This window comes from Alphaproteobacteria bacterium (assembly GCA_035625915.1).
GTDB lineage: Bacteria > Pseudomonadota > Alphaproteobacteria > JACZXZ01 > JACZXZ01 > DATDHA01.
In genome coordinates, this window is record DASPOR010000142.1 from 1 (window position 1) to 14,148 (window position 14,148).

The 14,148-nt window shown below is 62.9% G+C and carries 18 protein-coding genes and 1 pseudogene; 9 read left to right on the plus strand and 10 right to left on the minus strand.

Annotated features, from left to right (window positions below; translation table 11 throughout):
• Positions 1-569, minus strand: a pseudogene (locus VEJ16_11405) (MFS transporter).
• Positions 521-1,270 carry an NAD(P)-binding domain-containing protein gene (locus VEJ16_11410; protein ID HYB10268.1) on the minus strand — a complete coding sequence of 250 codons (750 nt, stop codon included), beginning with the start codon at positions 1,268-1,270 and terminating at the stop codon, positions 521-523. Before VEJ16_11410 ends, VEJ16_11405 begins: the two are co-directional and overlap by 49 nt.
• 419 nt (positions 1,271-1,689) lie before the next feature.
• Here VEJ16_11410 and VEJ16_11415 point away from each other — a divergent pair, with 419 nt between their 5' ends.
• On the plus strand, positions 1,690-2,565 hold the full coding sequence (locus VEJ16_11415; protein ID HYB10269.1) for a DUF2189 domain-containing protein: 876 nt from the start codon (positions 1,690-1,692) through the stop codon (positions 2,563-2,565).
• Between the two features lie 78 nt (positions 2,566-2,643).
• Here VEJ16_11415 and VEJ16_11420 read toward each other — a convergent pair whose 3' ends face one another.
• Positions 2,644-3,195 carry a fasciclin domain-containing protein gene (locus tag VEJ16_11420; protein HYB10270.1) on the minus strand — a complete coding sequence of 184 codons (552 nt, stop codon included), beginning with the start codon at positions 3,193-3,195 and terminating at the stop codon, positions 2,644-2,646.
• Positions 3,196-3,444: 249 nt separating this feature from the next.
• Here VEJ16_11420 and VEJ16_11425 point away from each other — a divergent pair, with 249 nt between their 5' ends.
• The 3 genes from VEJ16_11425 to VEJ16_11435 all read left to right on the plus strand — a co-directional run bounded on the left by VEJ16_11425 (position 3,445) and on the right by VEJ16_11435 (position 5,279).
• Complete coding sequence (locus VEJ16_11425) at positions 3,445-3,999, plus strand: sigma-70 family RNA polymerase sigma factor (GenBank protein ID HYB10271.1); 555 nt, start codon at positions 3,445-3,447, stop codon at positions 3,997-3,999.
• A complete protein-coding gene (locus VEJ16_11430; protein ID HYB10272.1) occupies positions 3,996-4,682 on the plus strand; it encodes an anti-sigma factor in 687 nt (228 codons plus the stop codon). Before VEJ16_11425 ends, VEJ16_11430 begins: the two co-directional genes overlap by 4 nt.
• Before the next feature lie 207 nt (positions 4,683-4,889).
• Positions 4,890-5,279: a GFA family protein gene (locus tag VEJ16_11435; protein HYB10273.1), complete on the plus strand. Its 390-nt coding sequence runs from the start codon at positions 4,890-4,892 to the stop codon at positions 5,277-5,279.
• Between the two features lie 270 nt (positions 5,280-5,549).
• Here VEJ16_11435 and VEJ16_11440 read toward each other — a convergent pair whose 3' ends face one another.
• Positions 5,550-5,945, minus strand: a complete 396-nt coding sequence (locus VEJ16_11440; protein ID HYB10274.1) for a VOC family protein — start codon at positions 5,943-5,945, stop codon at positions 5,550-5,552.
• Positions 5,946-6,121: 176 nt separating this feature from the next.
• On the opposite strand from VEJ16_11440, the gene VEJ16_11445 reads away from it, so the two are divergent.
• Together VEJ16_11445 and VEJ16_11450 are read left to right on the plus strand one after the other, a co-directional pair.
• Complete coding sequence (locus VEJ16_11445) at positions 6,122-7,051, plus strand: DMT family transporter (protein ID HYB10275.1); 930 nt, start codon at positions 6,122-6,124, stop codon at positions 7,049-7,051.
• 117 nt (positions 7,052-7,168) lie between these two features.
• A complete protein-coding gene (locus VEJ16_11450) occupies positions 7,169-7,462 on the plus strand; it encodes a hypothetical protein (GenBank protein ID HYB10276.1) in 294 nt (97 codons plus the stop codon).
• A 21-nt stretch (positions 7,463-7,483) separates the two neighbouring features.
• On the opposite strand, the gene VEJ16_11455 is transcribed toward VEJ16_11450, so the two are convergent.
• Positions 7,484-8,269 (minus strand): phytanoyl-CoA dioxygenase family protein, encoded by a 786-nt coding sequence (locus tag VEJ16_11455; protein ID HYB10277.1) that lies wholly within the window; start codon positions 8,267-8,269, stop codon positions 7,484-7,486.
• Between the two features lie 9 nt (positions 8,270-8,278).
• Positions 8,279-8,992, minus strand: coding sequence for a DUF2807 domain-containing protein (locus tag VEJ16_11460; GenBank protein HYB10278.1), 714 nt, complete (start codon positions 8,990-8,992; stop codon positions 8,279-8,281).
• A gap of 183 nt (positions 8,993-9,175) precedes the next feature.
• Here VEJ16_11460 and VEJ16_11465 point away from each other — a divergent pair, with 183 nt between their 5' ends.
• The 3 genes from VEJ16_11465 (at position 9,176) to VEJ16_11475 (ending at position 10,373) form a co-directional block, all read left to right on the plus strand.
• Complete coding sequence (locus VEJ16_11465) at positions 9,176-9,586, plus strand: hypothetical protein (protein HYB10279.1); 411 nt, start codon at positions 9,176-9,178, stop codon at positions 9,584-9,586.
• A 140-nt stretch (positions 9,587-9,726) separates the two neighbouring features.
• Entirely contained in the window at positions 9,727-10,149 is a 423-nt protein-coding gene (locus tag VEJ16_11470) for a hypothetical protein (GenBank protein ID HYB10280.1), read from the plus strand.
• Positions 10,150-10,172: 23 nt separating this feature from the next.
• Positions 10,173-10,373, plus strand: a complete 201-nt coding sequence (locus VEJ16_11475) for a hypothetical protein (GenBank protein HYB10281.1) — start codon at positions 10,173-10,175, stop codon at positions 10,371-10,373.
• 55 nt (positions 10,374-10,428) lie between these two features.
• On the opposite strand, the gene VEJ16_11480 is transcribed toward VEJ16_11475, so the two are convergent.
• From VEJ16_11480 to VEJ16_11495, 4 genes are all read right to left on the minus strand, one after another.
• Complete coding sequence (locus VEJ16_11480; protein HYB10282.1) at positions 10,429-10,920, minus strand: nuclear transport factor 2 family protein; 492 nt, start codon at positions 10,918-10,920, stop codon at positions 10,429-10,431.
• Positions 10,921-10,974: 54 nt separating this feature from the next.
• Positions 10,975-11,760 carry a carnitinyl-CoA dehydratase gene (locus VEJ16_11485; GenBank protein ID HYB10283.1) on the minus strand — a complete coding sequence of 262 codons (786 nt, stop codon included), beginning with the start codon at positions 11,758-11,760 and terminating at the stop codon, positions 10,975-10,977.
• Positions 11,753-13,837 carry an acetate--CoA ligase family protein gene (locus VEJ16_11490; GenBank protein ID HYB10284.1) on the minus strand — a complete coding sequence of 695 codons (2,085 nt, stop codon included), beginning with the start codon at positions 13,835-13,837 and terminating at the stop codon, positions 11,753-11,755. The genes VEJ16_11485 and VEJ16_11490 overlap by 8 nt, the downstream gene beginning before the upstream one ends.
• Before the next feature lie 4 nt (positions 13,838-13,841).
• The coding region (locus VEJ16_11495; GenBank protein HYB10285.1) for an acyl-CoA dehydrogenase family protein at positions 13,842-14,148 on the minus strand (307 nt) is incomplete at its 5' end.

The following is a 14,148-nucleotide window of genomic DNA, read 5'->3' on the forward strand; positions in this document are numbered from 1 at the left end:
CCGAGCGGCACCGAGAGGAATATCGTGATGGTCGGGCCGAGCAATGCGCCTGCGGTGCCGCCGGCACCGATGAAGCCGAACAGGCGCTTGCTCTGTTCGCTGGTGAAGATGTCGGCCATGAAGGACCAGAACACCGCGACCGCGAATAGGTTGAAAACACTGACCCAAATGAAGAAGACGCGCGCCACGATGACGGGTGCGACGCCCAGTGTCAGGAGCACCCAGAAGAGCACAAGATTGGCGGCGAAAAAATGATAGACGATCGGAATGAACCGTGCGCGCGGCAGCCTTGCCACGAGTGCCCCATAGAGCGGCTGTGCGGCGAGGAGTGTCACGAAGGTCGCCGTGAATGTCCACGGCAACGCCCTGAGCCCGCCTGCAATGCCCATCTGATCGCGGAGCGGGCGCAGCACGTAATAGCCAGCCAGAAGCATGAAGAAATAGGCGAACGACCAAAGTGCGGCCCTGCGCTCACCAGGTGTTGCCGGCATCAAATGCGCAAGCCGGCGCCAGGAAAATGTCACGGGGCCAAGTCCAGTTTCTGCTTCAGCTCGGCCGCACTCACCTCCTGGCCGTAGCCGGGCCCGCCGCGCTGGAACCGGCGCGCGTCCTTGAGATTGCCGACGATCACGGGGTCGAAGCCCGCGTCGCGCACCAATCCGGCGGCGACTCGCACGGCCTCGGCATCGTCGCCGGCAATCGGGATCGCAAGCTTGGGATCGGGACGGTTGGCATCGTGGGCGAAAATCATATAGTTGAGCGTATTGAACGCGCGCACCAGACGCGTTCCCGCCATGTATTTTTGGGACGTTACCCCGACACCCTCACGTTCCACCTCATCGGCAATGGCCCCGTCCCGTGCCGCAACCGCGTTACCGGCATCCAGGACGATCTTGCCCTTGAGTGCGTCATGGTAGTCGCTTCCGATTTGCGGCAAGGCGCCGTAGGGGACTGCGAGGAAGAGTACGTCGCTGAAAGCAATCGCCTCCGCCACCGTGCCGGCCTTGGCGAGAGGACCGAGCCCCTCGACCAGGCCGCTTAGTTCTTCCGGATGTCGAGACGAGAACAGGACCGGATGGCCGGCTTTAACCCATAGGGAGCCGATCGTGCCACCAATATGGCCCGAGCCAATGACGCCGATCGGCAATTTGGATGACCCGGTCGTTTGTGCGACGGCCCGACCCGATACGAGCGCCTTGCCAAACGCCAAGGCGCCGATGCCGGCAAGCAACGCGCGGCGGGAGCATACGAAACATTCATGCCTTTTCATGGGTCCTTCATCCATTCCGTTAATCCGATTACGCGAGCTTCGCATCATTCCGACGATGGGCGAGCATCACAATTATGTGAAATTTCGCATAGAAACTCATCACGGGGCGGCAGCGCTTATCAGCGGGGATTTCTCCATTCGTGTGGATGCCCATGCGCTCAAAGACGTGGCGGGGCCTCGGCGTTCGGCCGGCCACGACCCTGAAGAGGGCGACCGTCAGAGTCCATATACTAGCACTCCCCACACCGGGACATTCAAACGAACGCACGACTGTGTGGAGATGTGACGAGAGACGAGCCCGAAATCGGAGTATAATTGGGCGTGCGTAGGGTCGCGGCTCCCTGGAGGTCGGCGGCCGGAACGGTCGTTACATCCTTGGTCCGCGCAACCCTCGAACTCGCGGTTTGGGAGAAGCGAACATGGCTAGCGACCACCACATCCGAAATCCAATCGAGTGGGGATGGGATTTCCTCAAACAGGCGACGGCAGCGATCGGATCGGCGGGCCAAACGATCCTGGGTGCCGAGCAAAGACAGGACGTAGCTCCACCGGTCGTGCGCCGGATTGCGACGGGCGATCTCAGAGAGGTCTTGGCCAAAGGTCTTAGTGACTTCTCAGCCTACCGGACCGATGTCATTTTCTATTGCCTCATCTACCCCATTGCCGGTCTGGTTCTGGCACGTTTGGCCGCAGGCTACGACATGCTGCCGCTGGTATTCCCGCTCGCCTCGGGCTTCGCACTCATTGGCCCGGTTGCGGCCATCGGTCTCTACGAAATGAGCCGGCGGCGTGAGCAGGGTGCTGACATAAGTTGGTCGGACGCCCTCGGCGTGATCGGCTCGCCGGCAATCGGGGCGATCCTGGCGCTCGGCTTTGTGCTGTTGGTGATTTTTCTGCTCTGGCTGATCGTGGCGTATTTGATCTATGACGTCACACTCGGTCCCAAGCCGCCGGCCTCCATCGCTGCCTTCGTCCACGACGTGTTCACGACAGATGCCGGCTGGGCGCTGATCTTCGTCGGCGTGGGCGTCGGATTCCTTTTTGCCGTGCTGGTGCTGACGATAAGCGTCGTGTCATTTCCGCTGTTGGTCGACCGGAACGTCGGTGTGTACACGGCCATATCGACGTCAGTAGACGCTGTCCGCACGAACCCGGGCCCGATCGCCATTTGGGGGTTGATCGTCGCGGTGGCCTTGGTCGTCGGGTCATTGCCTTTCCTGCTCGGCCTCGCCATCGTCATGCCCGTGCTCGGGCATGCCACCTGGCACCTTTATCGCAAGGTGGTGGAACGCTGATCGGCGATCGCTCTGGCATGCCCGCCGAGCGGGACCGGCACATGCCGGCTGCCCGCCCGGCCTTGGCGTGGCTAGCGCTCAGTTCGGCATCAACACCTTGTCGATGACGAGAATAACGCCGTTGCTCTGATACACGTCGGAAATCGTGACCGTCGCGGTGTTGCCCTTTTCGTCGGTCACGGACAGGTTCTTGCCGCTCCCCGTCACGGTCAACATGTCGCCCTGCACGGTCTTGAGCATCGTTTTCCCACCACCGCTCGCGATCTGCCGATCGAGCGCCATCGAATCGAGGCGGCCTGGAACCACGTGATAAGTCAGAATCTTGTCGAGAGTCGCCTTGTTCTCGGGCTTAAGCAACGTGTCGACGGTGCCCGGCGGCAGCTTCGCGAAAGCTTCATTGGTGGGGGCGAAGACCGTGAACGGCCCCGCGCCTTCGAGCGTATCGACGAGCCCACCGGCTTTGACCGCCGCGACAAGGGTCGTGTGGTCTTTCGAGTTGACGGCGTTTTGGATGATGTTCTTGCTGTCATACATCGCAGCACCGCCCACCATCGGGTCGCTAGCGGCTACGGCGCCACCGGCGATCGACAGCGCAATCGCGGCAGCAGCGCTCAGCAATTTGATTCTCATGATCGATCTCCCTTTTATGACCGCCCGCGGGCGTCGGATTGTCCTCGGCCAACGCGGCCTACCTTTGCCTTACGCGCCGGCGCGCCGATCGGATGCAGCGATATTGCATCTATTTTCATCGATGGCGCGTAGGCCCTATGAGAAGCACGAGACCAGGGGTCGTTCCGGGATAGGCACCCATCCCTGTCGATTGATATGTGCGCAGTTTCACGGCACGATGCGCATCCGCGATTTCAATGGGACGGCGTCATGGACGATGCAACCGTCGCGCTATCCTCGCCTGACGCCTTGATCGAGGCCGTGGGACACGGCAGCAAGACCGCCCTCCGGCGACTCTACGAACTTGAATCGCGCCGGCTCTACGGTATCGCCCTTCGCATCGTGCGGCGTCCGGACGTCGCGGCGGACGTTCTGCAGGATTGCTTCATTCAGGTCTGGCAGAACGCCCGCAGCTTCTCCGTCGAGCGCGGCACTGGCGCGGCGTGGCTTACAGGCATCGTTCGCTTCCGAGCACTCGATGCCGCACGCAAGTTTCGTCGCGAGATTCCGACCGACGATCCAACGCTCGGCGACGCGCCTCTCGATTCCGACGCGATCGAGAAGATCGACGCCGCGGCGGCGGCGCGTGCGCTGCGTCGATGCCTCGACCTCCTCGACGAGCGGCAGCGGCGCTGCGTGCTCCTGGCGTTCGTGGACGGAATGTCGCACACGGAGATCGCTGAGCGTATCGCCGCACCGCTTGGCAGCGTCAAGAGCTGGGTGCGGCGGGGCTTGCTTTCACTGCGGAGTTGTTTGCAATCATGATTCCGACGAACGAGGAAGAGCTTCATACGCTCGCCGGAGAATATGTGCTTGGTCTGCTCGACCCCGAGCAAGCGCGCGCCATCGCAGAGGCGCGCGCCGGCAACGAGGCGCTCGATCGCGCGATCTTATTCTGGCAGGAGAAGCTTCACCCCCTTTCGGCACTCGCGGCACCGGCCGATCCGCCCGCCGGCGCGTGGCATGCAATCGAAAGGAGGATCGCGAAGCCTACGGCCCAGCTCGGGATTCGACGCCTGTGGGATAGTGCGGTCGCGTGGCGATGGTCGACGGCCGCGTTCGCGAGCGTCGCGGCGGCACTTGCGCTTTATATCGCGGTGATACAGCCACCGCCCGCTCCTAACTTTGTTGCCGTGCTTCACGCGCCTCAGCAGGAACAGGCAGGTTGGGTGGCGACCGCCAACCGTTCGGGGCTTTTCGTGCGCGCGCTCGCGGCCGGCCCGCCGCCAAGCGATCGTGCCTTCGAGCTATGGGCCATCGCACCAGGTGCAACCCAGCCGCACTCGCTCGGACTCATTCCCTCCGGCGGCGTGCTCAAGCTCGGCGTCCTGCCCGCCGAACTGACGGATGGCGCAACGCTCGCCATCAGCATCGAACCCGCCGGCGGGTCGCCGACGGGTCAGCCGACCGGTCCCGTCGTATTCGCCGGCACGCTCAAGGCGTTCTAGACGGCCGAGCGCGTCGGCATCATTGCTGCAGGACACACTTCTCGCGTCAACAAATCGCCCGCTGTGGCGACGGCGGCATCGCCAGGTACATGCCGCGACGAGCAGCGACGCGCGTCGTCGATACGGCGCTGAAGATTGGCTCTCGTTGAGGTCAGTCGGTGGTAAAATGCCAGAACAGCAAAGCGCGATGGAGGACGGATGAGCAAAATGCAATATCGCGGGGGATGCCTTTGTGGAGCAGTCCGCCTGGAAATTGCTGCTGAACCGTTTCGGATGGGCATATGCCATTGTCTGGACTGCCGGAAGCACCACGGGGCGATATTCCATACTTTTGCAGTGTTTCCCGCCGATGCGGTCAGCATCACCGGCACGACGGCCGACTATCGCGGACGCTATTTCTGCCCGGTTTGCGGATCCTCGCTCTTCAGCCGCTCGGCCGACGAAATCGAAATTCCTGCCGGCACTTTCGATACGCCGAACCAAGTGATACCCACCTATGAGCTCTGGATTTGTCGCCGGGAGAATTGGCTGCCCCCGTTCAACGTTGCACGCCGATACGAGCGCGATCGAGAAGGGACGGCTCGCGCCGAACCATAACCGAAATCCAGCCTGACACTTCGCCAGCGAGGGGCCTCGCCGCTGCGAACATCGAACTCTTTCTTTGCCGTGCGAACGAGAGCTTCGGCTCTACGCGGGCAACTCCAACCCAAGATCTGCGGATGGTTTCGCTGCCCCCGTTTCTTCCCATCGCTTTTCTGTTTTGGCTCCACGACGCCGAGCGGTCGACGTTGCAGCATGGTCCCCGAACACGTTGTGCCGCCATGCAGCACCAGAGGGTCCGAACCCTTGAGCTTCGGCGCGCTTTACTTAGCTCCCGAGCAGATTCGAGAGTTCGATCAGATTGCCGTCGGGGTCGCGGACGTAGACGGAGCGAAGCGGCCCGGTGGCACCCGTCTTCGCAACCGGCCCATGAATGATCACGACACCTTCATCCTTGAGATGGGCGATCACGTCGTCGAGCGGGGTCGCGACGATGAAGCAAAGGTCGGCCGAGCCAGGTGTCGCCCGCCACGCCTTCGGCTCGAACTCGCGACCCGCCTGATGCAGGTTGATCTTCTGATTGCCGAAATGGAGTGCCTCGCGCCCCTCGCCGAACGCGACCGGCTTCATGCCCAGGACGCGCTCATAAAACGCCTTCGTCGCCGCGAGGTCGGCGACCGTGAGCACGAGATGGTCGAGGCGATCGAGTTTGATTCGGTCCATCGAGGTTCCTTGGGGCGCAGCGGCTGAATTGCCGGAGACGGTGGTAGAGCATGGCACCTCGCAAGCATACTCGCAACGAGAGGGGCATTGCCGCAGCCTGTTTCGACAGTGCACACTGCGTTGAGCGCCGCCGGGAATGCTTCCCGGGCCAACCCCCCTTCAGCACGCGAGCATTCGTGCCCATATCGTCTCCACCCAATGCGCCCGCCTCAACCGACGATCCGAAGCTCGGCATTCTTTTCGTCTTGGTCTCGACCCTTTTCTTCAATGCCCTCAACGCCATGGCCAAGTGGCTCTCGGCCGAGTATCCGATCGTCGAGATCGTCTTTTTCCGCTCGTTCTTTGCATTCCTGCCCTGCCTGGTATGGGTGCTCGCGGGGCCAGGACTCGGATCCCTTCGCACGGGCCGTATCGGCCTGCACCTCTTTCGCGGCACGGCCGGTTTCGTCTCTATGCTGCTCGTGTTCACGTCGTTCAGTCTCCTGCCCATCGCCGATGCGGTTGCAATCTCGTTCGCGACGCCGCTTTTCCTCACGGCTCTTTCGGTCCCCCTTCTTGGGGAAAAAGTCGGCGTCCATCGGTGGAGTGCGGTCATCGTGGGCTTCATCGGCATACTCGTCATGGCGCATCCCTCGGGCGCGGGTGCGAAGCTCGGCTTCGCCACGGCGATTTCAAGCACGATCCTTAATGCGCTGATCCTTGTGTCGGTACGGCGTCTCGGACGGACGGAGCGTGCGCTCACCATCATCTTCTACCAGGCGATGTTCGGCACGATTGGCAGCGTCTTCCTCCTGCCATTTGCGTGGAAGACGCCCGACCTCGCGGGCTTCGGCATGTTCGTGGCCATGGGTCTCGTCGGGGTCGTGGGGCATTTCTGCCTGACCCAAGGGTTTCGCTACGCAGCCGCCGCAGTGGTAGGCCCCTTCAACTATACCGGCCTCATTTGGGCTACGCTATTCGGCTACGTGGTCTGGCACGAACTGCCGGGGCCGAGCACGCTCGCCGGCGGCCTCATCGTCATCTCGAGCGGCATCTACATCATTTATCGCGAGACCCGGCGGAAATCCGCCGTCGTCACGGTGGCACCCCAAGCACAGGCGGATTGAGACGCGGCAGAACATTTAATCGCGGGCTCGGGCGTTCGCACTCTACCGCCCGAATGCGATCTGCGTTACGATAGCGGGATAATAATCTGCTACTGAACTTATCGCTCCGGGGGAACGATGCGCGAGACGGAAAACGTCGTGAAGCTGCCGACGGCAAGGCGTCGCAACCGGCCGGCAGCGCCGGTTCACTCGTCGAAATTGAGCGAGGCGCAGCGAAACTGGCTCATCCGGGGCCTCGACCAGCCTGGCGGCAAGCTTCCTCTATTCGACGCCGAGGGCCAGCGCGTCGATCGGCGTACGATCCGAAGCTGTGTCGAGAATGGCTGGGCGGAGCCGTGGTTCAAAAACCCGCTGAAGCCCGATTGGCTCGTCTGCAAGCTCACCCCCGCCGGCCGCGCGCTCCTCGACTAGTAACACGCGGCACCGCGAGCCTCAGGCCGCCCGCATCTCCATAAGGCAATCGTCGGCGAGCGGCTCGAGCGGCGTGAAATCCCGATGATGCTTGTATTCCGGCCGCTGCATCGTCGTCTGGCGATTGGAGACCGGATTGACGATCAGCGAAAAGATGCGCCGGTCCCACGGCGAGAGGTTCGGCGGGCTCGCGTGAACCAGGCAATCGCCGAAGATGAGCGCCGTGCCGGCGGGACCCGTTGCGGAAAACAATCCGGCTTCCGTGACGAGTGTTGATACGATTTCGCGCCCCACGCACCAAAGCGGATAGCTGGTCGAGGTTGTGTCGAGGAATGCGGGTGCCGGGCCATGGCGATGGGAACCGGCGATGAAATAGAGCGGCCCGTTGAATTCGTTTACATCATCGAGAAAGACGTGGAGGTTGAGCGCCAACGGCCGCGGCACGCCGTCCTCGCGATGGTGGGTCGCGAAATCGTAGTGCCATTGCCAGGCTTCGCCCTCGAAGGCCGCCTTCACGTTCACCTTCACCTGCTGCGCGTAAACATCCTCGCCGAGAAGCTGGAACGCCGGCTCGAGAAGGCGCGGATGGCGCACGAGTCGCTCGAAGATGGGGTTTCGCAGGTGGAGCGCCATCGCGGTCCGCACTTCCCCGCTCCGCTTCTCGCGGACGTTGGCCGGCGAATCCTCGCCGATGACCGTCTCGAACGCGGCGCGCAGGCTCGCGATCTCGCGCGCCGAAAAAAGGTTCGGCAGCACGAGAAAGCCGTCCCGCCCGAAATCGCCAAGTTGGTTTTCGTTCAGTTTCATCGCGGCCACTCAATTTACGAAGTCAATTTGCCCCGCCCCGCTCACGTGAGTGCTGCGCTTGGGCGGGTTGCCGTGGACAGTTATAGCGCCAGCGCCGGAGATATTGGCAACCACGCTCTGGTGGGCCGTCGCCGTGCACTTGCCCGCCCCCGAAATATCGATGGCGACCGAATCCGCGTCGAGCTTTTCCCCGCTCAAGCTCCCCGAGCCGCTGATCGACCCCGCAAAGTTGTGCACCTTCCCGGCAAGGGCCGCCATCGACGAGCCGCTCAAGTCGACCTTCAAGCTATCCTGGTCGAACCCGGAGGCCGCAATCATCGAGCTACCGCTTGACGAAAGCTTGACGAGCTCTGGAAGCGCCAAGGCGACCTTGAGCGGCGAATGGGTGCTGTAGGAGCCGTCCGGGTAGATCCTGAGGATTTTCCCCGATGCTTCCGTTTTGACGAGCGGGAGCACGTTCTCATCCCCCTCGACCGTGAGCGAAGGGGTCGGTCCGACCGTGACCGAGACGTCGAAGGCGCCATCGATCCTGACCTCCGTGACGGCGCCGACCGCGCGATTCTCCGTGACCATTTTCCCGTTTCCCTCGACGACATTGGGAACACCGGCCAGACCGTTCAGGATCAGCATGTTTTTTTCCTGAACGATGAAGTTCGATTGGGCGCTTGCCGCCGTGCTGAAATGCACGACACCGAGCGCCACGAGCAGAAGCTCCAGCCTCATCGCAATCCCCGTCGGTCGAAGTCGAGGCGTCGTTCTCCAATATTCCGGCCTCGCTATTTTGACATGGGAGGCGAAAAATTAGAATGGTAGTCCTGATCCCATTCGGCCGACGAAATGATGGACCCAGCTAAACGGCTCAATATAAATAGGCATTCGTCGCGGGAAACGCCGAGGGCAGGCTCGATGTCGGGTAAAGCTTCCGTTTTTCGAGGGTTTCTGGTCGCCGCCTTGGCGGCGACTGCATGCGGATGCGGTGCTGGCTTCGGACTCACCAAGCAGGGGGCCACCCTGCAGGAATTTTTGGACGATCAGGCCGCCTGCAAGGCCGTTGTGGGAAAGACTTCGGCGCAGCAACCGGTGGCCGCCAAGCCGCCGACGTCGAGCGCGCCCGCTCCGGCACAAGCGGCGGCACAAGCACCCGCTGCAACGCCAGCACCACCTGCGAACCCGACGCCTTCTGCAAACCCGACGCCTTCTCCAAACCCGGCACCCGCTGCGGCGCAACAGCCAAAAACGAACACTCTTGGCCTTCGCGTGATGGATCCGCAAGTCTACAACTGCATGTTGTCGAAAGGCTGGCACCCACCGGGTTAATCCTTTGGCCTTATTTTTGTTACCGCCTCCCCGGTTTCGAACCGCGATTCATGACATATATTTTAGGAGACACGGGCGTGCGCGGGGCGCAAGGCTGAAGCGCTTTGCGCGTATCACCCGTTGAGATCGGAGGATCGGGCATGGGGATCAATCATTTCCCCGAAAGAGTTTGGCGGGAGCGCGGATGTCGACTTGCGGCGCTCGGGGCTGCCTTGGTCGCAACCCTTGTCTTTGCGGCACCCCAAGCTCGGGCCGGTGGGTCGGTTTCGTTTTCCTTCGGCTTACCCATCTATGCGGCACCTCCGGTTGTCTACGGCCCACCGCTCGCCTACGGTCCCCCGCTTGATTATGGGTCATCCGGTTATGCACCGGGCTCTTATTATCCCCCGCCCGCCGGGGCGCCTTCCGCGACGGTGACGCCAGTTAGCCCGCAGAATGGCAGTGCCGGCGGCACAGGGACCTGCAAGGAATATCAGACGACCACGACAATCGATGGCACCCAGCAGCAGACCCACGGCACGGCCTGCCTGCAGGCGGATGGAACCTGGCGGCTCATGAATTGAGCGCCGGGATAAGGAGAGAGACGATGAGCTATCGCGGCATTGGCGGAATGCTTTTACGCCTCGCCGCCCTCACATTCGTGATGGCGGGGCTGGGCGCTTGTTATTACGCACCTCCGCCTCCACCCCCACCCGGCTACGCTTACGCGCCCGGATATTACTATCCCGGGTATTACTACGGCCCGCCGGTCTATGGATCGGTCTTCATCGGCGGACATTTCCACTAAGCGGAGCGGTCGCGAAATCTTGTGCTTCGAGTCCGATCTATAAAATCAGAAAATACTAATCATTGATCGGTCGCTCCCCGATATCCTCATCGCACATTTTCCCGCCTTCTCGTCGAAACGATTGTTGCGGCACGCCGCGGAAGAGCGACATGTGCGTGTGATAGGCGACCCAGTCATCCGCGGGATCGGCGCGGCGGAGTGCCACGGTAGCGCGGCCAGGACGATGATAGCGGCTGCCGTCGCGTTCGAAACCGGTCGAATCGAAGCACGCCATGCCGACCGCAAGCAGCCTGTCGTCCGAGACCAATGCTTGCGCCTCGGCGAGGTTCCAGCGAAAGTCCGCGATGTTCGGCCAAACGCTTCGCCATTGCTTTTCCTCGACGGCGGCTCGCCCGACGAGGAAATCGCTGAAGGTGCCGAATGCGATCATGTCCTCGGCGAAGATCGTCCGAGCGCCTTCGAAATCGACCGCGCGCACGAACGCCGCGAGACGTTCGAACCATGCATGGATTTTCGCGACATCGCCGTTTGCGGCCGAAGGTTTCATGAAACGTCACCTGCCTTGTTTCGATGTTGCGTTCCTTGACGATCGAGATCGATTTCAGCGGCCCTTCCAAACCGGGGGACGCTTCTCGACGAATGCGCGCGCACCTTCCAGCCGATCTTCGCTGCCATAGAGTGTCGCCACGGTCGGAAAGCCGCGCCGCATGACACGGGCAAGCGTTTCATTGAACGTGAGCCCCTCGCTCTCGCGCGCAACCTCCTTGATCGCGGCGAAGACGAGTGGGGGGCCGGAAGCCAATAGGGCTGCAAGCTCCCGCGCCTTCGCCATCAGCTCGTCCGCCGGTGTTACCTCGCGGACAAGGCCCCATTTCAATGCTTCGTCCACCTCCATCCACCGCCCGGTGAAAAGAAGATCCATCGCCACGTGATAGGGAATCCGGCGCGGCAGGCGGACCGTCGCGGCGTCGGCAAGGGTGCCGGATTTGAGTTCGGGTAATGCGAAGCGCGCCCGATCGGATGCCAGAATCAAGTCGGCGGAGAGGGCGAGTTCGAAGCCGCCACCCACGGCCAGGCCGTTGACCGCCGCGATGACGGGCTTATTGAGGCCCGGCAGCTCCTGTAAACCGCCGAACCCTCCCACCCCATAGTCGGAATCGGGCGCCTCTCCGGCCGCTGCCGCCTTGAGATCCCAGCCCGCCGAAAAGAATTTGTCCCCGCCACCCGTGATGATGGCGGCGCGCAAATCGGGATCGTCGCGGAAGTGCTGGAATGCGGCCCCCATCAAGCGGCTGGTCGCGGCATCGATCGCATTCGCCTTCGGTCGATCGAGCACCACTTCCATCACGGCGCCATTTCGCGTAATCCGGATCGGTCCATCAGCCACGGCTTTCCTCCTCGATAAAACGGACGAGTACATCAGCCGCCACGGCACCGCGCCCTGCCGCGCGCACGATGAGCGGATTGACTTCAAGTTCAAGCAAACGGTCGGCGTTGTCGATGGCGAATGCCTGAAGTGCAAGTGCGGCCGCGACGACCGCTTCAACGTCGCCCTTGGGCTTGGCGCGATATCCCTTGAGAAGTTTGGCGACCTTGAGCGACGCGAACGCATCGACGATATCCTCCCGCGTCGCCGGCAGAAGGAGAAGCCTCGTGTCCTCGATCAACTCGACCATGACCCCACCCCACCCGAGCACGAGACAATAGCCCAAGCCCGGCTCCCGACGCACACCGATCAGGAGCTCGGCCAGGCCACCGATGACCATCCGCTCGAGGAGAAGCTTCTCCCCAAGACCGGCCAGCGCGGCCGCGGCTTCGACCACGCCCGCTCGATCGCGAAGATCGAGTTTCACCGCCCCCATCTCCGTCTTATGGGCGATCTCCGACCCAAGCGCCTTCAGAACGACCGGATAGCCAAACACTTCGGCGGCTGAGACCGCGGCCTCGGCGGTCGTAACCACGCGACCCTCCGGTATGGCGATGCCGTAGGCGGCGAGCCGGCACTTGCCGTCCCATTCCGTGAGCGCGATGGTTTTTTCGCCTCTCACTAACGGGGCGAACAACGGGGCAGAGGACGGTCGGTTTGCCAATTCTCCCGCGCGCGCAGCCGCCTCGATGGCCGAGAGTGCGTCGTCGATTCCCGAGAGTGGGGCGACCCCGGCCTCAAGGATCGCCTTGGCGCGCGGCTCCGGCATCGCCTCCGGCAGCGATGCGACGATCCCCGCTCGCTTCCCCGTCCGCCGGGACGCGGCGACGAGGGCGCGGACCGACGCGTCCCAGGCCGTGTCATCGCATCGGTCGCCGCGCGGAAAATCGAGGATCAAGAGGGTCATGTCGTAATCGGCCGCCATCACCGCAGCGAACGTCTCGGTCAAAGCCGGCTCGTTGCCCCAGTGAAACGTATGGTAATCGAGCGGATTGGAGACCGTGACGAGCTCAGGCAACGTCGCCGCGACGCGCGCGGCTTGTGCGGTATCGAGGGCGCGAAAGCGCACCCGCTTTCCCTCGGCCGCATCGGCGATGAGGGCCGCCTCCCCGCCCGAGCAGCTCAAGGACGCGATGTCGCGGCCGGAAAGTGCCCCGAATGCATGGAGAATCTTCAAGGCGTCGAGCAGGACCGGCAGCGAATGGACGCGGACGACGCCGACTTTCTCAAAGAATGCGTCGACTGCGGCATCTTGTCCGGCGACCGATGCCGTGTGGCTGACGGCGAGCCGAGCGCCCGCGGGCGAGCGTCCGATCTTGAGTGCGACGAGAGGGATGCCCATGTTCCGCGCGCGCAGAGCAGCCTTCGCGAAGGCCGGAACGTCGTCGATCCCTTCGATGTGGAGGCCGATCGCCGTCACGCGCGCATCGTCGAGAGCCGCTTCGATCATGCGCGCCAGGCCGATCGACGCCTGATTTCCGAGGGTCACGAGATAGCCGAGGGGTAGGGCGCGACGCTGCATTGTCACGTTGACGCCCATGTTGCCGGACTGGGTGATGATCGCGACACCACGCGCCACGCGCTCTCCGCCATGCTGATCCGGCCAGAGGAGCACGCCGTCGAAGTAATTGATGAATCCATAGCAGTTGGGGCCGAAGAACGGCATGGCGCCCGCTGCGGCGATGAGCTTCGCCTGCCGCTCCGCACCGCCCTTTGCAATTTCCGCAAATCCGGACGCGTAGGCGACCGCCCCGCCCGCCCCCCGTGCCGCAAGTGCTGCCATCGCCTCGATCGTCAGATCCCGATTGACGGCGAGGAATGCGGCGTCGGGTGCATCGGGGAGGTCGGCCACCGAGCGAAAGGCTTTGAGCCCTTCCACTTCATCGAGGCGGGGATGCACGGGCCATAGTGCGCCGTCGAAACCCATGCGGCGGCATTGCCTGATCACCTCGGCGGCCGGCCGGCCTCCGATCACGGCGATCGAGCGCGACCGCAGAAGGCGCGATAGATCCCCTCGTGGTGGCGTCGTTTTGTTCATACGCTCAACCCCCGAGCGGGCGGAGGAGTTCGCGCGAAATGATGTGGCGCTGAATCTCGCTCGTGCCATCCCAGATCCGCTCGACGCGTGCGTCGCGCCAAAAGCGCTCGAGCGGCAGATCGTCCATGAGTCCCATGCCGCCGTGGATCTGGAGTGCCTCGTCGGTGACCCGCGCCAGCATTTCGGAAGCGAAGACTTTGGCCTCCGCGATCTCGCGATTGGCGTCGCGGCCCTGATCGAGCGCCCACGCGGCGGCGAGCGTCAAATAGTCAGCCGCGTCGATACCCGTGATCATGTCGGCGAGCTTGAAG